The sequence below is a fragment of the Agrobacterium sp. 5Ca50 genome (assembly GCF_055381905.1).
In genome coordinates, this window is sequence record NZ_AP026438.1 from 1408209 (window position 1) to 1431107 (window position 22899).

A 22899-nucleotide genomic window follows, 5' to 3' on the forward strand; every position below is an offset into this window, starting at 1 on the left:
CGCCATATGGATATGCTTGAACAAAAACACGTAAGTCTGCTGGAAGAGGCAGAACGCCGTGGCCAACCAGGCTTTGGCAATATGCGACTGTGTTTTGAGGTGCTGTCGCTGGCTTCGGCCATTGACCGCTCCTGCGCGGTACGCCTTGCCGAGCACAACCTCTCGGAAGGCAAGTTCGTCTTGCTGTTCCTGCTGCGGGATTTGCCAGAAGGGTTGGCGCCACATGAACTGGCGGAGCGCGCTGGCGTCACCCGCGCCACCATTACCGGCCTCTTGGACGGGCTGGAGCGTGATGGATATCTCGCCCGCTACCACGATGCCAAGGACCGCCGCAAGGTTTCGGTGCGGCTCAGCGTCAAAGGCCAGACACTGGCCGATCAGCTGTTTGATGAGCACAGCCGCTGGATTGCCTCACTGTTCGCCGCGCTGGACGCGCAGGAGCGGGCGCTGCTGGGCGGTCTGCTGCAACGGGTCTGGCGCACGCTGGACAATCCGGCTGCGGATAGTGACGTCAAGGAAACCGGTATAACGCCATGACATCAGGTAAAACGGCAAAACGGGTCGCCGATATCGACCCGTCGCGGCTTGCTGCGCTGAATTCCGGCATGTCGGAAGCAACAACACTGACTGAATGTCTGGCGGTTGATTTTGCGGCACTCATGCTCGCTGCTTTGCCTGACATCGGGCAGGGCGCGCTTGACCAGATGCGACACGCCGCCTTAGACGGCATTTCAAAACGCATGCCGCTTGCCGCGCGCCTGATCCTTGCTCGTTACGGCTCTCAAAAGGCCGAAGAGCTTTCCCATCACCCATCCGATACGGTGCGTGGCTGGGCCTGTTTTATGGTCGGGGCGGTTGAAGGCCACAGCTTGCCAGAGCGGCTGGACATGATCCGCCCCCTGGCAGATGACCCCCATTTCGGTGTGCGTGAATGGTCGTGGATGGCGCTTCGCCCACATGTCGTGGCCGATCTCGAAAACGCCATCACGCTGTTGACCGGCTGGACGGCAGAACCGTCGGAACGTCTGCGGCGCTTTGCCAGCGAATTGACCCGGCCGCGCGGTGTCTGGTGCGCGCATATAGCCGCGCTGCGGGCCTCACCGGAATTGGCAGTGCCTATCCTCGAACCCTTGCGCGCTGATCCCGGACCATATGTGCAGGATTCCGTCGGCAACTGGCTGAACGATGCCAGCAAAGACCGGCCGGAATGGGTGCAGGCACTCTGCGCCCGCTGGCAGGCAGAGGGACCGTCACTCGCTACCAGCAAGATCTGCAAACGTGCTCTGCGATCCATCACCAGCAAGGCATGACATCAAGACCACACACAAAGGATATCGGTCATGACCCACTACCTCGCCGAACTTTATTCGCCAAAACCGCAATGGCTGGGGCTGGATCAGGCAGCGCGCTTGCAGTTCTTTGAGGCCGTGGGTGCCGGTCTGCAGGCACTGTCGGAATTGGGCGTTGAGGCCATCACGCTTGGCCAGACGGATGCGGCAACTCTTCATGCCTCCCGCCACACATTCCTTGCCGTGTGGCGCGCGCCTGATGCGCAGGCCATCGAGGCATTGATCTCGGGCATAGCCGCATCCGGCTGGCACGATTATTTCGACACCATCAATGCCAGCAGTGCGCAAGGCGATTTTGAGGGCCATCTGGCCCAGTTGATCGCAGCGTGAGCCTGAAAAAAAAGCAGCCACTTTGGCTGCTTTTCTTGTTCTTGGCTGTCAGCGCTGCCTTATTTTACCGCTGGGGAAAGCGGGTTATCCTCCAGCGTTTCCGGCAGAAACTCGCGTTTGACACCCTCATGGATCAGTGTCTGTGCCGCATCCCAAAGGCGGCTCGATGATTTGCCGATTGGCGTCTTGCGCTCCAGCACCAGATCCCGGTGTACGCCGGGCGAATGCCATGTGCCGCCGCTGGTGAAGAAATTGTGCAGCAGCGGCTGCAAGCGGTCTATTGCGCGGGCAAAACGGGCATCCGCCGTCGTGCGGGCTTCAAACTCGTCCCAATAGGCGCGAAACTCTTTGCACTGGTCGTCCGGCAGCAGGCCAAACAACCGGTCGGCCGCCAGCTTTTCGCGCTCTTCCTGATCCTGCATCGCCACAGAGTCATAAATAAACGTGTCGCCGGCATCGATCTCGACAACATCGTGGATCAGGATCATTTTCAACACGCGCGTCAGGCCGATTGTCTCATCGGCATATTCGGCAAGAATGACCGCCATCATCGCCAGCTGCCAGGTATGCTCGGCGTCGTTTTCGCGCCGGGAAATATCCAGCAGCGGCGTTCTGCGCAGCACGGTTTTCAGCTTTTCAACTTCAAGAATGAAGCGCAACTGCTTGGCCAGCCGGGCATCGCCAAACAATGCCTCCATGTCGGCATCGTCAAGCGACAGCGGTTTCAGTTTGGGATCGAAAGTCATGCATCACCTTGAATGTTTGCGCAGCAAGTAGGGCAGGGCCATTGGCAGATTTGGCGACCAAAAACTGGAGCCTATTCCTTGATTTCAATCTCTGCTTCAATGGCCGCAGCAATAAAGGCAAGCCTTGCTTCTTCAACCGTCTTTTTGCCTTTCAGCGCTGCTTCAATAACCAGCAGCGCCTTGTCCAGCGCTTCGCCTTCCTCCAGCGGCCAGTCTTCAATCAGCGCCCAGGATGCCTCCTGAAGGTTGCTGATGGTGGTGAATTTGCCTGGTTCTTCCAGTGCCAAAGTCACGCTCTTGTTCCAGTTTTTGCTCATCGGGTGGCCTCCAGTCTGATTTGAAATGCCCCATAGCATTGAATGGCAGTCGTGACGATGGGCAGCATTTTGACTGGATTATATTCTTTTACTGGAAAATGCCGACATCATGTGAGCAAGCGATCATGTACGGGGTTATATGACCTTGACAGGAGAAGGTTCACGACTACACGACGGGTAATTGTATGACGGGAGTAGAAACGTGAAAACTTTAGCGTTGGTGTCGACATTTGTCGGAAAAACATTCGCGGCATGGGTGGTTTTATTTGCGGTTCTTGGATTTTTCTTTCCAGACACCTTCAAGCAGATTGGACCATGGATTGTCACCCTTTTGTCCATCATCATGTTCGGCATGGGTTTGACACTGTCGCTTGATGATTTCCGCGAAGTGGTCAAACGTCCATTCGACGTGACAATCGGCGTACTCGGCCAGTTTTTGATCATGCCGCTGCTTGCCGTGCTGTTGACGATGATCATCCCAATGCCGCCTGAGGTTGCTGCGGGCGTCATTCTGGTTGGCTGCTGCCCGGGCGGTACATCATCCAACGTCATGACCTATCTGTCCAAGGGCGATGTGGCGCTGTCGGTTGCCTGCACCTCCGTCACCACGCTTGCCGCGCCCATCGTCACGCCGTTCCTGGTCTGGCTATTTGCCAGCCAGTATCTGCCGGTGGATGGTTGGGCCATGTTCATGAGCATCATCAAGGTGGTCATGGTGCCGCTTGCTCTGGGTGCAGTCCTGCAAAAAATCCTGCCTGGCGTGGTGAAGGCGGCGGTTCCGGCACTGCCATTGGTCAGTGTTATTGGTATTGTGCTCATTGTCTCGGCCGTGGTTGGCGCTTCCAAGGCTTCCATCGTCCAGTCCGGTCTGCTGATCTTCGTAGTCGTCATTCTCCATAACGGCTTGGGTTATTTGCTGGGCTTCTTCGCAGCAAAGGCAACGGGTCTCTCGTTGGCAAAGCGCAAGGCCATTGCCATCGAGGTTGGAATGCAAAATTCCGGACTGGGCGCGGCTCTCGCAACCGCCTATTTCTCGCCGCTTGCTGCCGTTCCAAGCGCCATCTTCAGCGTCTGGCACAATATATCTGGCGCGCTTCTGGCGAACTGGTTCTCCGGCCGCACGGAAAACGAAAGCAAATAAGCTTTGCTGCGTGGAGAAGGCTACTCCACGCCAGAGCATGGAATGTAACAAGGCGCGCCGATACTTTTGGCACGCCTTTTTCTTTGCCGCCAGGCACAGTCAGCCGATCACGAGACTGTTATTTGATCGTGATCACGGCTGCGCCGGTTTTTCTGGAAACCGGTTAGTTGCTTGGCTATACATTTTCCAACAGTGCGTGCTGCGTGCGCTGCGGGATTCCCCGAAATCGACGGAGACTAAGATCAACTTCCAACCAAGGGAGCGTGAACCTGTGTCTTCGACATTAAAGCAAGGTCGCATCAACTCTACCCTTCGTAAATTCCTCGACAGCGGGTCCTCCAGCGGTCTCGTGCTGATGGCGGTCGCCTTATTGGCCATCATCATTGCCAACTCGCCGCTGGCAGAGGCTTATTTCAGTCTGCTGCATGTCTATCTTGGGCCACTCAGTGTCCAGCACTGGATCAACGATGCCCTGATGGCGGTGTTTTTCCTCATGGTGGGTCTGGAGATCAAACGTGAGATGATGGATGGCCAGCTAAACAGCTGGCACCGGCGTGTGCTGCCGGGTGCTGCTGCCGCTGGCGGCATGGCATTTCCAGCATTGTTTTACGTGCTGTTCAATAAGGACAATCCGGCTGCATTGCAGGGTTGGGCCATTCCGGCCGCAACCGACATTGCCTTTGCCCTGGGCGTTATCTCGCTGTTGGGTTCGCGTGTGCCTGCCTCGCTGAAGATATTTCTTGCAGCCTTGGCCATCATTGATGACCTCGGTGCAGTCATCATCATTGCGCTGTTTTACACTGAAAATCTCAACCTGCTGGCCCTTGCCGGTGCATTTTTCGTACTCGGCAATCTGTTCCTGTTCAACAGAATGAAGGTCAGGCAACTCTGGCCCTATCTGGCTTTGGGGGCAGTCCTGTGGTTGCTGATGTTTATATCGGGCATTCACGCGACGTTGGCCGGTGTCATGCTGGCGCTTACCATTCCGCTGAAACTGACCCCCGGTACACCAGAGGCAACGCCGGAGGAATCACCACTCCATCGCCTTGAGCATGGGCTGCATAAGCCGGTGGCATTTTTCGTGGTGCCGGTCTTCGGTTTTGCCAATGCCGGTGTATCGCTGTCTGGTCTCAGCCTCGGCGTGTTCAGTGAACCTGTCACCATGGGCGTGGCTGTGGGGCTTGTTCTCGGCAAACTGGTTGGTGTTCTCGGTGTTGTCGCACTTCTGGTCAAACTGCGTTGGGCACAACTTCCGGCGCATGCAAGCTGGGGCCAAATGACTGGCACGGCCTTCCTGTGCGGTATCGGCTTCACCATGTCGTTGTTCATCGGCCTCCTGGCCTTTGATGATCCGGCTTTGCAGGACCACGTGAAGATCGGTATTCTCTTGGGCTCGCTGGTGTCTGGCACCGTGGGCGCCACGCTGCTGGCCATATCTGGCCGGAAGGTCTCCGTCGCCAAGGCCGCCTGAAATCCGAATGGGTCGACCGCCCATGTCTACGGCATGCGGCGGTCGTTACCCGGTTGGCGTCACCCACCGACCTCACAGAAATGTCAGGCTGACGTGACCGCAGTGTAAGGAACGAACAGGGAAACAGCGCATTGGGTTTTTGGATAGAATGAAAGGAGATCCCCATGCCAAACTCAAGACGAACCACTCTGCGCGTGCTTGATAATGCCGAAGTAGAGCTTGTCGAGGCCTCCCGCCATCCCTCCATAAACCAACTTTCTGATAGCGAGCTGCAGCAGCTGCGCAAGAATCTGCGGGAACGCCGCGATCGTGCCCGCGACATTGCCAACCGCACGCGCCGCGAAATGCGTGGCAAGTCGGTGCGCGATGATGGCAAGGCGGCCAAAACAGATACCGGCATTCGTGAGCGGCTGTCTATTCTTGCCAATGCCGTGCAGCGCACCAATCAGGAACATGCCCGTCGTCAGCGCTTTGAAGGACGTGGTGAGTTGAAGCGTAACGCCGAAAAGGCGCTGGAAATGCGTCGCGCCGCCGCAAGCCCCATCAACAGACCAACCTCGCGCCGCGCTGACAAGGGTATGCGCGCTATTCCCAACGAGCGGGCGGAAGATCTGGTCAACCGCATGGAGCTGGGGCGTGTATCGCAATTTGTCCGCGACAGTCAGGCCAAACGCGACAAACGCCATGAAGAGGCCGGTGTTTAAATGTCTGTGTAACCGCGCATCTCAATATGCGGCGCATTCGCTTCGCCGCCCATTTTTTCCTGGCAGTACATTACAGTCGTTCATAGCACAACTTTCACCCTGCATCTCCTTGGAGACGCGGGGTGACTTTTGTTTGGTGTGCATGTCACGCCCGCGTGGCGTGGCGTGTCCTGTGCCCGGTTTCTTGAGCCCGCGGCCCCAATACGCTACATGCAGCACCGTCCTGAAAAATCCCGCTGTCGAATGATGAAGGAGATGCCCATGAACCCGCACGATACCCGCCCGCGTATTCATCTGACCGGCGCATCCTGCTCGGGCGTCTCCACCTTGGGGTCCGCTCTGTCGGCGCATTACGGCGTGCCGCAATTTGATGTCGATGATTTCTACTGGATGCCGACCGATCCGCCATTCACCACCAAACGCCCGCCTCAAGACCGGGTAAAGCTCATTCAGGCGCAGCAACGTCAAAGCAATGGCTGGGTGCTGACCGGGTCGTGCATGGGCTGGGGCAATGCCATGCTTGGCGATGTCGATCTCATCCTTTTCCTGCACACGCCCACGCATATACGGTTACAACGGCTGGATGCACGCGAGGCCGCCCGTTATGGCGCACGTATTCTGCCGGACGGCGACATGCATGTTCAACACATGGCATTTCGCGATTGGGCGTCCCGTTACGATGACCCGGCCTTTTCCGGTCGCAACATTGCCCAGCATGAGGAATGGCTGGCAGAACAATCCGCCCCGATTCTGCGCCTTGATGGTGCCTTGCCCACCGCAGAACTGATGGCGCAGGTGACGCAGGCGCTGAAGAACACCGTGTGACACCCAAACTCTGACCGCGCGCAAGGATCGGGTGGCTGAGGCCACTTGGCCGCTCCTATAAGCAAACCTCCCAATCAAGGAGGTCTCTCATGGGCATGTTAGAAAACAAGGTCGCCATCATCACCGGCGCATCGTCAGGCATTGGCCGCGCCGCTGCCATGCTGTTCAGCGCGCAAGGTGCCGCCGTTGTGCTGAATGCCAGGCACGCACCGGCGCTGGAGGCGGTGGCGGATGAAATCCGTGCCAAAGGCGGTCAGGTGGTCACTGTGGCGGGGGATGTTGGCCAACAGCAAACCCACGAAATGCTGGTTGCGCAGGCCATCACGTCTTTCGGCGGCGTCGATATCGCCTTTAACAATGCCGCCACCATTGGGCCTCTGAAACCGCTGGCCGAGGTTGATGTCGCGGAATGGCAGGACACGATCACCACGACACTGACCTCGGCTTTCCTCGCCAGCCGCGCTCAGATCCCGGCCATGCTGGCGCGGGGCGGCGGGTCGCTCATCTTTACCTCAAGCTTTGTCGGCACCAGCGTTGGCCTGCCGGGCATGGCGGTCTATGCCGCCGCCAAGGCCGGGTTGATGGGACTGGTAAAGGGCATTACAGCCGACTACGCGGTGAACGGCATCAGGGCGAACGCGCTGCTGCCCGGCGGGGTGGATACGGCCATGGCCGGGGATGAGGCACAAAAACAATGGGCAGCCGGTCTGCACGCCATGAAACGTATCGCCCAACCAGAAGAAATTGCCAATGTCGCGCTGTTTCTGGCCAGCCCCATGGCCAGCTTTGTTGCTGGCTCGGCGCTGTTTGCCGATGGTGGCAATGCGGCGGTGAAGTGAGGCCGCACTTCACCTGAAACAACACCGCCACCTGGCGTGGCGGTGTTTTCGCTTAATTGCTGGGCTTAATATCGCCGGCAATTCCGCATTCAATGACATTGACGTCAACCGTTTCCAAGGGACGTCCGCTTTTGGTTTCAAATGCGCCACGAATGGTCACGCCTTTGAGAAGCATCGATTTGTATTCTTCGCGGTTACACCAGTTTTTGCGCATCACGTCCTTTGCCAGAGCCGGCACAGGATCAGGGGAAAATATCTTGATGGTATAAACCCGGTTCGCATAGCTCGCACCAGATATGCCCAGCGCGCCATTGGTGGTGGCAAAGGTTTTTTCCGCCTTGGCACGTTCTGTCATTTCGGCATCGATTTTCAGTTTGTCGAGGTTGCACCCCACGGCGTCGGCATTGGCACTGCGCACAATATTGCCTGTGCGGTCCAGCAGCTCGCCTTGCAAAGTCGCGCCAAATGCAAACAGCTCTTTATAGTCGTTTGCGTTGCACCAGGTAAATTCCGTCAAATCTTGCCATTGCTGCCGCTCGGCCTCATTGTCGTTCCCAATCCGGTAGCGATAAATCAGGGCATAACCATCCGCTACAACGGCGGTCAGCCTAACGTTTTTGTCGAAGTTTTGTGGAATGGTGCGGGATGCCGCATAACGTATCAGGGCCGCTTGTATCGCTTCGCTCTGTGTTTGAGGTTCTGGCGGCGGAGGCGGCGGAGGCGGCGGTGGCGGCGGTTGTGCGGCCTGCAGCACCAGACTGAACTCGAATTGTTCGAAACGCTTCTCGGCAATACGATCCAGCTGCGTCGCAGAAATCAAAACGCCCAAACCGGCCAGCGTCATGATGATGTTTGTTAAAATCGTGTCGTCAATCGGCTTGGTTTTTTCCTGACCTTTGTCGAACACAAGCGCGAGATTGGCAACGGGTACCAGGCCCATCAGCCATCGGTCATTTTCGCCGTAGGCATCGCGGGAACGCGCTGCCGAAAACAGGCCGGCCACAGCGCCAGCGAGCGCCATCATGGCAACGTGTGTTCCGACGATAACATGGGCATAGCCATATTCGATTGCCATCTGTTCCGGCAGGAAGAGCAGGGTAGAGGCGTAAAGTATGACGAAGACCAGACAGCAGCCGAAGAAATAGGCGCCACCGCCAATTTTCCATGTCGGTTTTGTTATCGCAAGGATTGCCCAAGCTGAAAACACCATCACGGGCCACGACCACAAAATCCTCATGAACATGCTGAGCTCAAGCAGCTCGCGTGCGAATTCTTCCATGCCCAGACCCCTCTATTCCCGGTTGTGTGGTACGGCCTCGCGCATAAAATCGCAAGACCAGGCAAAGCCGTGGCGGGAATTTCTGCGGCAGGGGTAAATCATTGCTTACGCTCGCGATTGTCATCCTCGCCCGTGAGGCGAGGCTCCAAGCCAGTGCCTGATATGCGAGGTGAATAGATTGTCTTCGCAAGGGCGCCGCGTTCACGATCGTCCTCCTCGCCCTTGAGGCGAGGATCCAAGCCGGTGCCTGATATGCAACGTGGTTGATTCTCTCCACAAGGGCGAGAATGACGACGGCGATTGTGCTCTCTGACACTCGCGGTCGTGCTCGTAGAGAACACGGGCTTCAACAGAAACGGGCGGCCTTGAACAAACAAGCCGCCCGTATGGAACTGTGTCTGCAGGCACTAGTGCCTCAGCTGTCGTCACCCTGCGCAGGCAGCCAGTCCGGTGGCGGGCCGCCCAGCGCTTCGGCAACGCCGTCGCCCTGCGGCTGTTCGGCTCTCGCGGGTGCTGGCTTCGGTTTCGACTTTGCCCTTGTGGTCTGTGGCACGGTCACCGGCTGCGCATCAGCGGCATCCACCCATTTCGGGCGGCGCTTTTCATCCTGCCAAAGCGCGTCGGAAATCGTAAAAACCTCGCCGGTTTCGCGGATTTCCCCGTCAATGTAACCACGCGTGTTGGCAACCACCTTAACCATTCGAAGGGTTGCCCATGGTCACACCGGCGGTAATGCGGCCGGTGGTCGGCGCCGTGCCTGTCACCGTGTAGTTCAGGCGTACATACCGTTCCGCCGTGCCGCGCGGCAGAAAGTCCGGCAGAACGACCTTGCCCGCCTTCAACTCTGCCAGTGGCACGGCCTGCGACCACACGACCTTGGGCGAGGCGAAGGCCGGCGCATCATCGGTTTGCAGCGCAATCGTCAGTGTTGTCAGGTTGTTGAAATCTTCCACCACCTGCAGGCGCAGTCGCACCGGCTTGCCCTGGCCAACATCGCGTACAACGCCGCCGGCAATGGGTGAAAGGTCGAGAATGTTGGTCGAGGCTGCCGTGGCAGTAATCGCCTGCGCATTGGACAGCAGGCTCTGTGTATCGAAAATCATGCGTTTTCCCCGTGATAGGTGTCAAAGCAAAGGAAAGGAGAAGGTGCCCGCCGCCATTGGCGGCAGGCCTTACGGGTGCGTTTACAGGGCTACTGCCGGTACAGGCGCTTCGGTGCTGAGCAGCGAGTCCGCAATCCGGATTGGAATGTTGCGGTAGGTGGTCACTTCTTCGCCCTCCAGCGTCGCAGATTTCAGCGGCACGGTGTTGGCGCGTCCCGTCGTCAGGCCACGGTCGGTGGACTGTTCGTCGAGAATTTCCATGACCTGGCGGTTCATGTAGCACACGGTGCGGCCGCCCTTGGCGTTGATGCCGTAGGTCATGTACAGGCGGTAATAGGCCTGTCGCAGCAGCTTCCACAGGTCGACATTACCGGCCATCATCTCGGACACATCGATATTGGCAATACGCGCCATGTAGCGATAATCCTTCACGAAGGCGCCCATGTGCCATTCAAAGGCGGTGACCTTGGCGTAATAGGTGTTGCCGTCATCGTCTTTTACCGGCTCTTCGCCCTTGTCCATCACTTCCACGCCGGCCTTTGTGCCTTCGGGGTAGAGCAGGGATGCAGCATGGTCTGCCCATGTCACAAACCAGATGGAGGTGTTGTCGCCACCGGTGCCGCCGGCATTGATCACCTGGTTGGCGGCATTCGGCCGAGTCGGGTCGGGAATGTTGCTGTTGTAGGCGCTGAAACGCGGTGCAAACCCCTTGAACTTCTCGGGCGTCTTGTCCGTGTCGTGGTAGAAAAGGCCGGTTGCCATTTCCTGGTTCATCGCTTCCAGGAAGGGGGCGCTGTCCACCAGTCGCTGCTTGGCCGGGTCCGGCGCCAGCTTCAACAGGCGAGTGTCGATTTCAGAGCGCGCTTCCAGAAAACCGGTGGTGTCATCCACCTGCTGCAGCGTGCTCTTGGATTTCTGCACACCCTTGTAGAGTCGGCCCCAGCCAGCGGACGGCAGACCGGTGCGAATGGAGTGACGGTGAATGCCCTTGAGGTTGCACTGCGTGGCAATCGCATCTTTCAGGATGGGATTGTTCTGCGCCAGCAGTTCAAGAACGATGCCCTCGCCAGAGGCTTTGTGGGCGTCAATGAGGGTAGGTACGGTGCTACCAATGATAGCCATGTGTTATTTGCCCTTCGGTGCGTCGTTTGGAAAAAGAAGGTGAGCGGTTTCGGCCTTTCTGCCCCCGCCGTCTGCGCCTCCCGTTGGTGGGTTGTCCTCCCGGATCATCGATCCGACCTTTGCGAATATGCGGATAAGCTCGGGATGGTTGCCGCCGCCACTGGCGTTGAGGTATTCCCTCAAGGCGGGCGTGCCGAGCGTGGAAAGTGCGCGCTGGGCACTGGAAACCGTGCCCTGCCATTTGTGGCCGCCAATGTCGCGGTCGCGTCGGGCCTCGTCAGCCCAGCCCTGAACACGGTTGGCCCAGTTTTCAGCCTGCGCCGCACCACGCCGTGATTGTGTTTCAATGAACTTGTCGGCCAGTTGCTGCGCCTGGCGCGTCGTCAGGCCCAGTTCCTTGAAGTCGCTGCCCATCGCATCCAGCAGTTCCTGGTCCACCTCCACGCCGTCAGGCATGGTGAGCGTATATTTGCCGTCATCGGGAACCGTATCGTCAGGGTTTTTGGCGGCATCATCCTTTGTGGCGTTGTCGCTATTGCCATCTGATGTATCGCCGTCATCATTGTCGCGATCGTCGTCATCAAAGTCATCAGCCGCATTGGCCTTATCATCGGGAAACAGCACGGCCTCGGGTGAGGGCGCATTGGCCTCGTTACCACCGCCGCCAAAGCTGTCGCCTTCGGCACTGAACAGCAATGCGGCGCGGCCCAGCCACCTGTTACGCATCAACGTCATAGTCTTCGCCTTCCTCGCTGTCGGCACGGCGTTTCGCCGCTACCTTTTCTGCTTCCTTGAAATCAGCGATCGCCAGCAACAGCTTCGGGTACATGGTGGGGTCGATGCTATCGAGCTTGGCGATCAGCGTTCGCCCGGCCCCCTGTCTGCCGAGGATGTAGTTCGTTGCGTTGGTCAGTTCCCCGGAATAGGCATCGCGGTAAACAGCGCATTGTTCCAGCATCCAGAACAGCACACGCTTGCCGGCATCGAGGGCAAAGACGTCACGAAACGCCGTCGTGATTTCATCACGCTCCGGGGTATGGTGGTGAGATGGTTGTTCGTTAAAATGGTCCATTAGCCTAGTCCAAGCTGGCGCAGCAGCGCGTTGCCATTGGGGTTTTCATTGGCGCTGGCCAAAAGTTCTGCGGCCTGTGCACCCTGGTTCAGCGCCGGTGCCATGGTCGCGGCCATTTCGGCGCTTTGCTGCGCCTGCGCCTGTTGCGCGCGCTGTTCACGCAGCGCCGCCACCTTGTCATCGGCAAGGATCATCGACGGCGGCGCACCGATTGCCTCGATGTAAAGATCAATGGCCTCGTCGGCATCCAGCTTGTCCAGCGCTTCCGGCCGTGCCCCGGCCAGCTGGCCAATAAAGGCCACGCCGCGCTCAATCGGTCCGGTCGAAACCGCCTGCTGCGCCTGCGCCAGGGTGGAGATATATTCCACCTTCAGCTCCAGCCCCTGCAACTCTTCCGGTGGCGGCGGCAGTTCGTCGCGTGCCACCAGAATGTCATAGGTGCGGTCAATGGTTGGGCCCAGCTGGTCGCCAAACACGTTTTCCAGCACCGGTCCCAGCTGCAGCAGCTGTTCTTCCTTGCGCTGCGTCAGTTCAAACTGGTTGCGCGGCTGCACGCCTTCCATGTTGGTAATGGCAAAAAACAGATCGGCAAAAAACGTCCGGTCAATGCGGATCTGCGTTTCCCGGATGTCTTCGCGCAGTTCGGAAAGGCTCAGGTTCACTTCCATCGCCGGGCGAAAACCCTTGCCAGCGGGGTCGTCAACATAGTTCACAGCACCCGGCAGCAGCGAGTTGGGGCTGTTCTGCATGGAGGTTGGCGCGTTCATCGGCGGGCGCACCTTTTTGTCGATGCCTTCCAGCTTGCGCATCTGCTCCAGCTGCAACATCTTGATGTCGGCCAGTGCCTTTTGCCCCGGTGAAAGGGAATAATGGTCGTCGTCGGAAAGCTCCCAGGCCGGCGCAATGATCGGGTTGCTGTCAAAGCCGCTTTCTTCCAAAAGCTCGGTGCCGATTTCATCCACCCAGTAATTGGAAAGGAACGGCTTGTTGCGCTTGTCACGCATCGTCTCGTCACGGTCGTAACGCGGCTCAATGGCGTGGTAGACGTCAAAACATTCGGAATATTTGGCCGTGTCATACAGGCCGCGAATGCGCTGCGGCACCTGCTCGTAACCGAAGCGCTCGACAATGCGCTGCACGTTCCAGCGAAACACCCGGTACAGCGTCGTCGCGCGGCCCTTGTGGTTGCGCGCCAGCCAGAACCGGCCATGCACCAGCTGCTGCACGCGAATAGCCGTTTCCTCGTCTTCCACCAGAATGGCAACCGACTGGCCAAACTGGCCAAGGTCGCCATACCCCACATGGAAGGCGCGGTAGAGGTTGGAGGCGGCAAACACCTCGCGCATCTTGTCCTGCACGGCGGCCAGATAGGCCTTCACCGCATCTACTTTTTTGAGGCCCGGATCAAAGGTCGTCAGCCGGAACCACGGCCGGGCAGGCGAGGTCAGGCCGGAATGCATGCCGGACTTCAGCGTGTCGCAGGCATGTGTGCCGGTGCTGTCAATAATCTTGGCGCGGGTGCGCGGCCCCTCGCGGTCGCCACCAAGGCGCAACCGGGTCGGCTCAATGTAATCGGCCAGCGACCGCCACTCCGCTTCCCAAGGCTGGCGAAGCTGCTTCAGCTCTTCCAGGCGGCGACGGTGGTAGGCAATCTGGCTTTCGTCGGTTCGGCGGGTGTCTGCCATGTCTCAGGCTCCAAGCAATGTCTTTTTGCCATCCATGCCGGAAAGCGTCGGTGACAGCGTGTTGGCAAAGGTGCCAACGCCTGTACCGGAGGTCAGAATGGTGCTGGCAGAACCACGAATGCGGTCGGAGGTGCGCCGCGCTGCAGAACTCTGTCCCACGGCGTAATCCGGCGTCTTCTGCTGCGCGTATTCCGGCGGCGCCTGAACAGCCGGGGTTTTCGGGGTCTTGAACATGCACATGAGCGTTATCCAATGTTGAGAAGAATAAGGATGAACACGGCAACCGGCACGCCGGTATTGATGCCGCAAAGGGCCGCATGCAGGGCGCCATGCGCCCGCTGCCCGGATGAAAATTTTGGGAGATTTGCTGGTGATTTTGCCGCCAGATTGTCAGCCACCGCAGCACCGGCAACGGGCAGGGTGGAAAACATGGCAAGCCACAGGAAGAAATTATCGGGGCTGAACAGCCACAAAAGTAGGCAGACGCAAAACAGCATCACGCAGAACAACCGGCCATTGGCGGCGGCACTCTGCTGGCGGGCAATACTCACCGCCAGCACGTCACGCACCGCAACCGGGCTTTTGAATTTTATATCAATGTTGCTGCTGTTGCCTGTCTGGCCGTTTTCAGTCTGACCATTTTCACTGACCTGCCCGTAATCCATAAATCCCGCTCCACCGGCCACTTCGGCCATCAGGTGGAGTGTTAGCGGTCAATGGTTGTGAGGTTGGAATGGGGGCGTTAATCTGGACTTCAGGAGTTGTCACTTATCGATCGTTTACAGCGATTGGTGGAGAGCATGCGATGGAGATTGTATTCGAGCGAAGCAGCGTGTGTATGGGCGATGATGTGTACGCATCCGATGACGGCCGCAGGATTTCGGTTGCCGCGCGTGGTAACGTCAGGGCTGGCCGCGACCTTTCCGTGTTCCGCCGCCGATTGATAAGGAGTAATTGGTGAGTCATCGGGAAGTTATCGACATCGTAAGAAATGGAGGCGGTAGCCCGCAGGAACAAGGAAGCAGATGAACAGAATAAAGCTGAGGCAGCCCCTTGCCAGGACGATCTTCGAGATTTTGATTCTAGCCATGATGGCGGCAGGAACCGCCATCGTTAAAGCTGACGATACATCGTCCAAGGACAGCGCGTTGGTGCCTAAAGAGTTCGATTTTTCATCGCCAGCACTGAATTTTAAAACCACGGTCCCGCACGATTCGAGGGTGGCGACCGTGCCAATGGAGCCAACTGAGCCGAACACCATCGGCAAGGCGAAGGTCATTGGAAAAGTCGCGTCTGGGAAAGGCGATTTGGAAGTCGAGACGACCATCGTTGGCTACAGCCTCCAGGCTCCCGCCACAGCATTACGTGTCTGCTCTTTCGACGTGGAGGCACTCGGGTATACGATACGCATTTTCAGAACCGAACCAGATCTGACTGAAGCGAAGCTTCTGGCCAAGAAGGCTGAGAATGGGAAGCCGCACAGCGCTGCCCTCGGCTATTGCTTCGCCCGCGCGCAGCAGGCACTGGGCATCTACTTCATCGTCGATGTGACTGGCGCAGAAGGCGAAGAAGCAGCAGATGATCTGGTGCGTCGAGCTGACGAATACGCAGCTTCGTTCATTGACAACCTTTCTTGGGAAAATGGTCAGCAATCAAGCTTCGGAGAGGACCTGCAGACGGCCCCGCTTCGTATTGGTGACAAGCAAATCCGGCTGTTCATCCCGAAAGGGTGGAACATTCCCATCAACGACTTCCGCGGCCCGCTACCTGCGGAACTGCATATGGTCAGGCGCAGGAATGGGAAAGATGTCGGGGCGGTCTGGCTCTTCGTCCAGAACATGAAGGAGAAACCCGATCTCGAAACGTCCGGAGCCGCGATCGTGAAGGATTATTTCGTCAAGCAGACCCCGGATGGGCGGGCACCGGTGCTGCTAGCGAGCGGAGAAGATAGCGCATTGGCAGAACAGGGGATCGCCTCGCGCACCTTCCGGTTTTCGGTTGAGAACAGAGAAGGCAAGGACGTCGGCGACATTGAAGCAACCGTCGTCTGGCACAACGGCCGGCTTTCCGTACTCACGCTGTGGTCGGCCTGGACATCTGAAGCCAATCGCAACGCCTTTTTCTCCCGCCTGCCGGGCCTCACGGTCTACGACATCGTGCGGCAGGAGGTACTGTTACCGCAGCCGTAGACATCGGGGCCCGACCTCCTCGCGACAGTCTCGAAGTTTATACGCTGCCATTTTTGAAGGAGCATTGCACATTGACTGCTCAATCCGAACATCCGGCCGGCCCCGATAAGCTTTTTCCACTCGCATATGCACATTGGTATGCGGCGAGCCTGTTTCTCGACGCCGGGCATCCGGCTACCGAAGTGCTTGGACGTCTTGGTATCGACGCCGAAGGCTGGAGGGCGTGTCACGAGCGTTATGCCCAGCTCCATTTCGCGAGCACAAGCTGGGTCGCTTCGGCGTATCGGCGGGACGGGCTCCAACCTCCCGAGCAGGATCGGGGTCTTTTCGAGCACCTGACGGCAAACAGCCCGAATCGTCAGCCCGTGGCCGAGCCTTTCAGCATGGGGGACGAACTGGCAAGGCTCCGGCTCAGAGTAGAAGCCAACCCGCACATCGGTCCCTTCGCGGATGCCACGTGGATCGCACGTTACCTGGGCGAGCGGCGCATGCCGACCATCCGCTACGTCCATGACGGCGTGCATGTCCGCGTCGACGGCGCGCCGATCTGTGATCGCAAGGGTATTCCGCTCTCTGACATCGATCCTCTCAGTTTCCGCCAACTGGGCGAGCGCTGGTTTCGTGACGACAAGCGGATCTACGGACAGGGAGAGACGCAGACCACACTGTTCTGGTTCGTGGCGCGCGACGCTGATCCCGACAGTTTTAGAGTGCTCAACGAACGCTACGCCGCAGACAAGGCCGCCGGTTATTACATCACCAATCTGCGACTGCCGACCGTAGATCCCGGCACGTTCGAGATCGTCGGTTATGATTTCGGGCGCGGGCCGACGTCCCGATTGCATATCGAGAGAAGTGACTACGCCAGAGATAGCCGCAACGTCTATGCTTTTGGCATGACGATCGAAGGTGCCGATCCGTCGACCTTCCAGGCTATTGGCGACGAGGGGCTATATTTCGCCGACAAGGATCGAGTCTACTTCAAAAACAAGCCAATCCCGGAGGCCGATCGGGCGAGCTTCACCTGCGCCCCGGAAGCCGGCCAATACCTAGCTTATGACAAGGATCGACCCTATTGGGCAGGAAAGGCGCAATCCGTCTCGGCCGCATTCGAGCAGTGGCGAATTTACTTTGACGCCCGTCCGGAGCTGGACGGGACGTGGTGGCACAGGGAGAAGGCGCGGCAGGATGCCGGGCAAACCGAGACGTTGGAGCCGCGGCCACTCGGCGGCGCGTTCTTCAGCGACGGCCAGCGGGTGCTGATCAGGCCGCGTCGGCCGGACGACGGCGAATGGGTTTCGCTCGACCATTTCGACCATACCAGCTTCCGGCCCATCGTCGATGTATTCGGTGGGGACCGGCACGGGCTTCGCTATTTTCTGCCGGGACTGGAGGCCTACGGGCAGGAGCCGGTGAAAGACAGCGATCCTGCTAGCTTCGTGACGATCGCCAGAGGCTGGTTCAAAGACAGCCGGCAAGCCTATTATCTCGACAGCGCAGCCCCGATGCCGGCGCTCGCGGTCGTCAAGGCCGACCTGAAGAGCTTCGAAGTGCTGGGTGGTGCCTATGCTCGGGACGCGAAGGGTCTTATCGTCGAAGGGAAACGGAAGCGAGACATCGCCGATCCCGGCTCCGTGACGGCGCTCGGCCATGCCTTCGCCCGCATGGGCCAAGTCCTGCTCTATCGCGGCAAGCCCGTCGTGCGGCCCGGCAAAGTGGACGGCGGTACAGCGCGCGGCGTGCACGACGAGGTACTGATCGACGCCAGCGGTCACATGCTGATCGGTAGTCGCTACCGCAAGCCCGTCCCCGGCCTCGATCCCACGGCATTCCGGTTCCTTAACAGGTGCTTCGCGATCGACAACGACCACGTGTATGCATTGACAGACGACGCTCTTCTCGTCTGCCATGAGGCTGATCGGGCCTCCATCTCGACCGATGGCGGCGATGCCGTCCAGGATAAACAGGCCCGGTTTCACGTGTCGGGCTCGTCCGTATACCGAACGCCTCTTGCGTTAGAGGATAGAAGCACTTGAACTTTGTAGCCGATCCTATGACGGACACTCACTCAGAGCGGCGCCATCGGGTTGTCTTGCATCCGTTCAAATCCGGCGCTGGCGACAGCTTGGGCCCAACCTTGATCTCGCAGAAATCTAAGTTCGGAATTATGTGATCGCATTTTAGGACCGAAGTTGTCTGTAAAGGCGATCCACCCACACTTTTACGCTTACATTAGTTCGGCCAAAGCCGACATCGACCATCCACGGAAGGTTGTTATTAGAGCATGTATTCATCGTGGCGCCAGTGTGTACATGACCGAGGGCCAATCAATTTGCGCAGGGACCAATCACCCAGCACGCTACGGTTGGGTCAGCTCAATCGCAGCCGACTACCCTCAAGAGCAGGAAGATGCTTGAGTTCATTAGTAAGAACGTTTTTTCGGATTTGGGAATAAGTAAGTTAACTCAATCATCTAAGCGGTTGTCGGCTCTCTTTGTAGACTTACGCCACCACGCACAAAAAAACCGGGACGACTTGCACCCGGTTTCATCTCTCAAAATGTGAAATGCCTTAGTGCAACGAGGCACTTGCCGCTTGGCGTTCTGCCTTGTTGTGCAGGGCGTAGCGGTCAATCATGTCGGCGCACCCAACAAATCACCCTTGACTCCACCCGAACATATCCAATAATCTGGATATATGGATAACACATTGGCAATTACGGCGCTTGGCGCCTTGGCCCAGCCCACCAGGCTGGACACATTTCGTCTTCTTGTCCGGCATGAGCCGGAAGGCGTTCCGGCCGGTGAGCTGGCGCGTCTTCTGGAGGTGCCGCAAAACACCATGTCCGCCCATCTGGCCACCCTGTCGCGGGCCGGGCTAGTGCGGGGCGAGCGGCACAGCCGCTCGATCATTTACCGGGCAGATCTGCAAGGTTTGAAAGAGTTGACCCTGTTTCTCCTGAAAGATTGTTGTGGCGGTTCTGCCGAGCTTTGCGCACCGCTGATTGCCGAGCTGACACCCTGTTGCGTGCCAGAGGCAAAACCATGCTGAGCAGGGGTTATACGGTTCGGGTTGCTGCGTTCGAACAATCTCACCGAAAATCACCTCACGCGTTTTGACGACGAGGACCCAACAAAAATCACCGCGCGCCGTCACCGCGGCGCTCATGGCCGTGTGTTCATTTTCACCGGGTCACGCTCTTTGCTGTGGCCCACATAACAACTCCGGAAACTCCGCCTGATGTCGACTTTTGAACGTTATCTCACCATCTGGGTTTTTCTCTGCATCATCGTTGGTGTCGCGCTTGGCCATCTGTTGCCCGGCGTGTTCCACTTCGTTGGCGCGCTGGAAGTCGCCAAGGTCAATTTGCCCGTCGCCATTCTGATATGGCTGATGATTATCCCGATGCTGATCAAGATCGACTTCCGCTCCTTGGCGCAGGTCGGCATCTATTGGCGCGGCATCGGCGTCACGCTGTTTATCAACTGGGCGGTTAAACCATTTTCCATGGCACTGTTGGCATGGCTGTTTATCGGCTGGCTGTTCCGGCCGTATCTGCCGGGTCATCAGATCGATTCCTATATTGCCGGGCTTATCATCCTTGCAGCCGCCCCCTGTACCGCGATGGTCTTTGTGTGGAGCAACCTCACACGCGGTGAACCGCTGTTCACGCTGTCTCAGGTCGCCGTTAATGACGCGATCATGATTGTGGCTTTCGCGCCCATTGTCGGCTTGCTGCTGGGCCTGTCGGCCATCACCGTGCCGTGGGACACGCTCATTCTGTCTGTTGGTCTTTACATTATTGTGCCTGTTATCATCGCGCAGGTTCTGCGTGCCCGCTTGACGCGGGATGGAACGACCAAGGCGCTGGATGCGACACTTGCTAGGCTGCAGCCGCTGTCGCTCATTGCCCTGCTGGTTACACTTGTCCTGCTGTTTGGTTTTCAGGGGCAGCAGATCATCGCGCAGCCCATGATCATCGCGCTGCTGGCCGTTCCCATTCTCATTCAGGTCTATTTCAATTCGGCGCTGGCATATCTTTTGAACCGTCTGGTGGGCGAGCGCCATTGCGTTGCCGGCCCATCGGCGCTGATCGGTGCCAGCAACTTCTTTGAGCTTGCGGTTGCCGCGGCCATCAGCCTGTTCGGGTTTCACTCCGGCGCGGCACTGGCAACCGTGGTCGGCGTGCTCATCGAGGTTCCGGTCATGCTGACCGTCGTCTGGGCCGTAAACCGCAGCAAACACTGGTACGAGGCTTCGCCCGCCGTCAGCAGAAACAACGCTTGAAAAAAGGACATAATCATGGACGCCAAAATTTATCACAACCCAGCCTGCGGCACGTCCCGCAACGTGCTGGCCTTGATCCGCGCTGCCGGCATTGAACCAGAGGTGATTGATTATCTCAGCAACCCGCCATCGCGCCAGCAGCTTGAAAAGCTCATCGCCGACGCTGGCCTGACCGTCCGTCAGTCGTTGAGAGAGAAGGGCACGCCTTACGCCGAATTGGGGCTGGATAATCCAGATGTGACCGACAGTGATTTGCTGGATGCCATGCTGCAGCATCCCATCCTCATCAACCGCCCCTTTGTCGTCACGCACTTGGGCACACGGCTCGCCCGACCGTCCGAACTGGTGCTGGACATCCTGCCGGACAGTTTCACCGGCGCCTTTTTTAAGGAGGACGGCGAACAGGTTCTCGATCAGGAAGGAAAGCGCCTTGTCTGATCTTTTCCCCGCTCTGCAGGCGCCGCATCTTCATCAGCCAGATCTTGATGCCCTGCGTCCGGCCTTTTCCACGCATAAGCCGCGCATTCTCATCCTTTACGGCTCGCTGCGCGAGGTGTCCTACAGCCGCCTTTTGGCGAAAGAGGCTGGCCGCCTGCTGGCGGAACTGGGCTGCGAGGTCAAAATCTTTGATCCCGCCGGCCTGCCATTGCCGGATGAAGCGCCGGTCAGCCACCCCAAGGTGCAGGAATTGCGGGATTTGACGCAGTGGTCCGAAGGCCAGGTTTGGGTCAGCCCGGAGCGGCACGGCGCCATGACCGGCATCATGAAGGCGCAGATAGACTGGATACCTTTGTCGCTTGGCTCCATTCGCCCCACACAGGGCAAAACCCTTGCCGTCATGGAAGTGTCCGGCGGTAGCCAGTCGTTTAATGCGGTCAACCAGATGCGCATTCTCGGCCGCTGGATGCGCATGATCACCATTCCCAACCAGTCATCGGTCGCCAAAGCCTATCAGGAATTTGACGCCGATGGCCGCATGAAACCATCGTCCTATTATGACCGGGTGGTGGATGTCTGCGAAGAACTGGTCAAGTTCACGCTTCTCACGCGGGATGCCTCGTCCTACCTGACTGACCGTTACAGCGAGCGCAAGGAACAGGCGCTGGAGCTGGAAAAGCGCGTGTCGCTGAAGTCAATATAGGCAAACAGTGTCAGCCGGCACCTGATCTGTTCAGATGCCGGCGCGCGGGGTGCGCGCCCAACCGTCGCTCCAGCCGCCTGTCAGATGGTGCTTTTGTCGCGCACAGATGCGGCAACTGCCATGAAGGCGATGATGCCAAGCACGCCAATCATTGATATCACAAACAGGGAGAGGGTGGTTCCAATTCGGTCCATGGCGGCGGCAAATAAAAATGGTGCCGCTGCTCCTGTTGCCAGCCGCGCACCGGCCATCTTGCCGGTTATTGCGCCGTAACCGGCAGATCCGAACAGATAAAGCGGCAAGCTGCCTTGCGCGATGCTGTTGATGCCGGAACCAAGCCCAACACAGATTGCAAAGGCTACAGCGCCGGGCAACCAGTCGCCAGACAGGCCAAGCACAATCACACCCAGCACGATAAAGCTGGCAGAGGTTATGGCGAGGGCCGGTGGTGATAAACGTTGTCCAAACACCATGTTGATCAGGCGGCTCAGCACCTGTGCGGGCCCAAACAGCGCGCCTATTGCCACCGCGGCGCCACCCAGGCCGATTGCGCCAAGCATCGGCACCATATGGGCAAGAATGGACGCAACGGTAAAACCGGTCAGCGAAAAGGCGAATGAAACCAGCACAATGCCACGCCTGCGGGCCTCCGGCGCAAGCGCGCCGGGCACTGCGGCTCCGTTTCCTATTCTGTTCTGCTGGTCGTCCTTCTTTCCGCTTCGTTTTATCCAGTAATGTAACGGCATACACACGGTGAGGTTCAGAACGGCAAAAACCACATAGATTTGCCGCCAGGATAGATAGGCCGTCAGCATGGCGGCAATCGGCCAGAATATGGTGGAGGCAAAGCCGGCAACAAGGGTCAGGTAGGTGATGCTGCGCGAGGCTGTGCGGGGCTGGCTTTCCACAAGCGTTGCAAAGGCGGCCTGGTATTGAACCATGCCTGAAAACACCTCCATCAGCACGATCGTCAGCGCAAAAATTGCAACGGACGGCGACCATGCGCAGGCTGCAAGGGTCAGCGCTGCAAGGGTAGAGCCCAGCGTCATCACGCTTGCCGCACCAATTTGGTCCATATGCCTGCCAATGAACGGGGCAGACAGGCCGCCAATGAACAGGGCAATGGAGAAGATCGCAAACACCTGTTCCAGGCTTATGCCCAAATCACTCGCCATTGCCGGCGCCAGAATGCTGAAGGAGTAGTAAAGGGTGCCATAACCGACGATCTGCGTGACACCAAGGGCAGAAACAACACCTGCCGGAACCTTGTTTGCGGCCAATGACCTGTTCCTTCGCCGG

The 22899-nt window shown here is 58.3% G+C and carries 26 protein-coding genes; 14 read left to right on the plus strand and 12 right to left on the minus strand.

Annotated features, from left to right (window positions below; all coding sequences use genetic code 11):
- Positions 1–6 precede the first annotated feature (6 nt).
- Genes ACZ5FM_RS06775 through ACZ5FM_RS06785 form a run of 3 tightly spaced genes read left to right on the plus strand, consistent with a single transcriptional unit; the run spans position 7 to position 1679 of the window.
- On the plus strand, positions 7–537 hold the full coding sequence (locus ACZ5FM_RS06775; protein WP_464040096.1) for a MarR family winged helix-turn-helix transcriptional regulator: 531 nt from the start codon (positions 7–9) through the stop codon (positions 535–537).
- Positions 534–1310, plus strand: a complete 777-nt coding sequence (locus tag ACZ5FM_RS06780) for a DNA alkylation repair protein (protein WP_464040097.1) — start codon at positions 534–536, stop codon at positions 1308–1310. The genes ACZ5FM_RS06775 and ACZ5FM_RS06780 overlap by 4 nt, the downstream gene beginning before the upstream one ends.
- A gap of 30 nt (positions 1311–1340) precedes the next feature.
- Positions 1341–1679 (plus strand): DUF6616 family protein, encoded by a 339-nt coding sequence (locus tag ACZ5FM_RS06785; protein WP_464040098.1) that lies wholly within the window; start codon positions 1341–1343, stop codon positions 1677–1679.
- A 59-nt stretch (positions 1680–1738) separates the two neighbouring features.
- On the opposite strand, the gene ACZ5FM_RS06790 is transcribed toward ACZ5FM_RS06785, so the two are convergent.
- A complete protein-coding gene (locus tag ACZ5FM_RS06790) occupies positions 1739–2425 on the minus strand; it encodes an HD domain-containing protein (protein WP_464040099.1) in 687 nt (228 codons plus the stop codon).
- Between the two features lie 71 nt (positions 2426–2496).
- Complete coding sequence (locus ACZ5FM_RS06795) at positions 2497–2742, minus strand: DUF982 domain-containing protein (protein ID WP_192491301.1); 246 nt, start codon at positions 2740–2742, stop codon at positions 2497–2499.
- Between the two features lie 202 nt (positions 2743–2944).
- Between ACZ5FM_RS06795 and ACZ5FM_RS06800 the strand changes: the two genes are divergently transcribed.
- The 5 genes from ACZ5FM_RS06800 to ACZ5FM_RS06820 all read left to right on the plus strand — a co-directional run bounded on the left by ACZ5FM_RS06800 (position 2945) and on the right by ACZ5FM_RS06820 (position 7722).
- Positions 2945–3883: a bile acid:sodium symporter family protein gene (locus tag ACZ5FM_RS06800; RefSeq protein WP_464040100.1), complete on the plus strand. Its 939-nt coding sequence runs from the start codon at positions 2945–2947 to the stop codon at positions 3881–3883.
- A 271-nt stretch (positions 3884–4154) separates the two neighbouring features.
- Positions 4155–5354, plus strand: a complete 1200-nt coding sequence (gene nhaA, locus ACZ5FM_RS06805; protein WP_464040101.1) for a Na+/H+ antiporter NhaA — start codon at positions 4155–4157, stop codon at positions 5352–5354.
- A 164-nt stretch (positions 5355–5518) separates the two neighbouring features.
- Positions 5519–6058 (plus strand): hypothetical protein, encoded by a 540-nt coding sequence (locus ACZ5FM_RS06810; RefSeq protein ID WP_464040102.1) that lies wholly within the window; start codon positions 5519–5521, stop codon positions 6056–6058.
- A 261-nt stretch (positions 6059–6319) separates the two neighbouring features.
- The gene (locus ACZ5FM_RS06815; protein ID WP_464040103.1) at positions 6320–6883 is read left to right on the plus strand and encodes an ATP-binding protein; all 564 of its coding nucleotides are present in this window, start codon (positions 6320–6322) and stop codon (positions 6881–6883) included.
- An 89-nt stretch (positions 6884–6972) separates the two neighbouring features.
- Entirely contained in the window at positions 6973–7722 is a 750-nt protein-coding gene (locus ACZ5FM_RS06820; RefSeq protein ID WP_464040104.1) for an SDR family oxidoreductase, read from the plus strand.
- Positions 7723–7774: 52 nt separating this feature from the next.
- Here the strand turns inward: ACZ5FM_RS06820 and ACZ5FM_RS06825 are convergent, their stop codons facing one another.
- The 9 genes from ACZ5FM_RS06825 to ACZ5FM_RS06865 all read right to left on the minus strand — a co-directional run bounded on the left by ACZ5FM_RS06825 (position 7775) and on the right by ACZ5FM_RS06865 (position 14648).
- Positions 7775–9001, minus strand: coding sequence for a hypothetical protein (locus ACZ5FM_RS06825; RefSeq protein WP_464040105.1), 1227 nt, complete (start codon positions 8999–9001; stop codon positions 7775–7777).
- 415 nt (positions 9002–9416) lie between these two features.
- A complete protein-coding gene (locus tag ACZ5FM_RS06830; RefSeq protein WP_464040106.1) occupies positions 9417–9701 on the minus strand; it encodes a hypothetical protein in 285 nt (94 codons plus the stop codon).
- Entirely contained in the window at positions 9694–10104 is a 411-nt protein-coding gene (locus ACZ5FM_RS06835; RefSeq protein ID WP_464040107.1) for a Bbp16 family capsid cement protein, read from the minus strand. Before ACZ5FM_RS06835 ends, ACZ5FM_RS06830 begins: the two co-directional genes overlap by 8 nt.
- Positions 10105–10185: 81 nt before the next feature.
- The gene (locus ACZ5FM_RS06840) at positions 10186–11226 is read right to left on the minus strand and encodes a major capsid protein (protein ID WP_250982539.1); all 1041 of its coding nucleotides are present in this window, start codon (positions 11224–11226) and stop codon (positions 10186–10188) included.
- A gap of 3 nt (positions 11227–11229) precedes the next feature.
- A complete protein-coding gene (locus ACZ5FM_RS06845) occupies positions 11230–11961 on the minus strand; it encodes a hypothetical protein (protein WP_464040108.1) in 732 nt (243 codons plus the stop codon).
- Positions 11945–12298 (minus strand): hypothetical protein, encoded by a 354-nt coding sequence (locus ACZ5FM_RS06850; protein ID WP_464040109.1) that lies wholly within the window; start codon positions 12296–12298, stop codon positions 11945–11947. The genes ACZ5FM_RS06845 and ACZ5FM_RS06850 overlap by 17 nt, the downstream gene beginning before the upstream one ends.
- On the minus strand, positions 12298–13983 hold the full coding sequence (locus ACZ5FM_RS06855) for a portal protein (protein WP_464040110.1): 1686 nt from the start codon (positions 13981–13983) through the stop codon (positions 12298–12300). The genes ACZ5FM_RS06850 and ACZ5FM_RS06855 overlap by 1 nt, the downstream gene beginning before the upstream one ends.
- A 3-nt stretch (positions 13984–13986) precedes the next feature.
- On the minus strand, positions 13987–14223 hold the full coding sequence (locus tag ACZ5FM_RS06860; protein ID WP_464040111.1) for a hypothetical protein: 237 nt from the start codon (positions 14221–14223) through the stop codon (positions 13987–13989).
- A 5-nt stretch (positions 14224–14228) separates the two neighbouring features.
- A complete protein-coding gene (locus ACZ5FM_RS06865) occupies positions 14229–14648 on the minus strand; it encodes a hypothetical protein (protein ID WP_464040112.1) in 420 nt (139 codons plus the stop codon).
- A gap of 360 nt (positions 14649–15008) precedes the next feature.
- Here ACZ5FM_RS06865 and ACZ5FM_RS06870 point away from each other — a divergent pair, with 360 nt between their 5' ends.
- From ACZ5FM_RS06870 to arsH, 6 genes are all read left to right on the plus strand, one after another.
- A complete protein-coding gene (locus tag ACZ5FM_RS06870) occupies positions 15009–16172 on the plus strand; it encodes a hypothetical protein (protein ID WP_464040113.1) in 1164 nt (387 codons plus the stop codon).
- A gap of 71 nt (positions 16173–16243) precedes the next feature.
- Entirely contained in the window at positions 16244–18208 is a 1965-nt protein-coding gene (locus ACZ5FM_RS06875; protein WP_464040114.1) for a DKNYY domain-containing protein, read from the plus strand.
- A 661-nt stretch (positions 18209–18869) separates the two neighbouring features.
- A complete protein-coding gene (locus tag ACZ5FM_RS06880; protein ID WP_464040115.1) occupies positions 18870–19223 on the plus strand; it encodes an ArsR/SmtB family transcription factor in 354 nt (117 codons plus the stop codon).
- 189 nt (positions 19224–19412) lie between these two features.
- Positions 19413–20459 (plus strand): ACR3 family arsenite efflux transporter, encoded by a 1047-nt coding sequence (arsB, locus tag ACZ5FM_RS06885; protein WP_464040116.1) that lies wholly within the window; start codon positions 19413–19415, stop codon positions 20457–20459.
- A 15-nt stretch (positions 20460–20474) separates the two neighbouring features.
- Positions 20475–20897 (plus strand): arsenate reductase (glutaredoxin), encoded by a 423-nt coding sequence (arsC, locus tag ACZ5FM_RS06890; RefSeq protein ID WP_464040117.1) that lies wholly within the window; start codon positions 20475–20477, stop codon positions 20895–20897.
- A complete protein-coding gene (gene arsH / locus ACZ5FM_RS06895) occupies positions 20872–21600 on the plus strand; it encodes an arsenical resistance protein ArsH (protein WP_464040434.1) in 729 nt (242 codons plus the stop codon). The genes arsC and arsH overlap by 26 nt, the downstream gene beginning before the upstream one ends.
- 80 nt (positions 21601–21680) lie before the next feature.
- On the opposite strand, the gene arsK is transcribed toward arsH, so the two are convergent.
- The gene (gene arsK, locus ACZ5FM_RS06900) at positions 21681–22880 is read right to left on the minus strand and encodes an arsenite efflux MFS transporter ArsK (RefSeq protein WP_464040118.1); all 1200 of its coding nucleotides are present in this window, start codon (positions 22878–22880) and stop codon (positions 21681–21683) included.
- Positions 22881–22899: the final 19 nt, after the last annotated feature.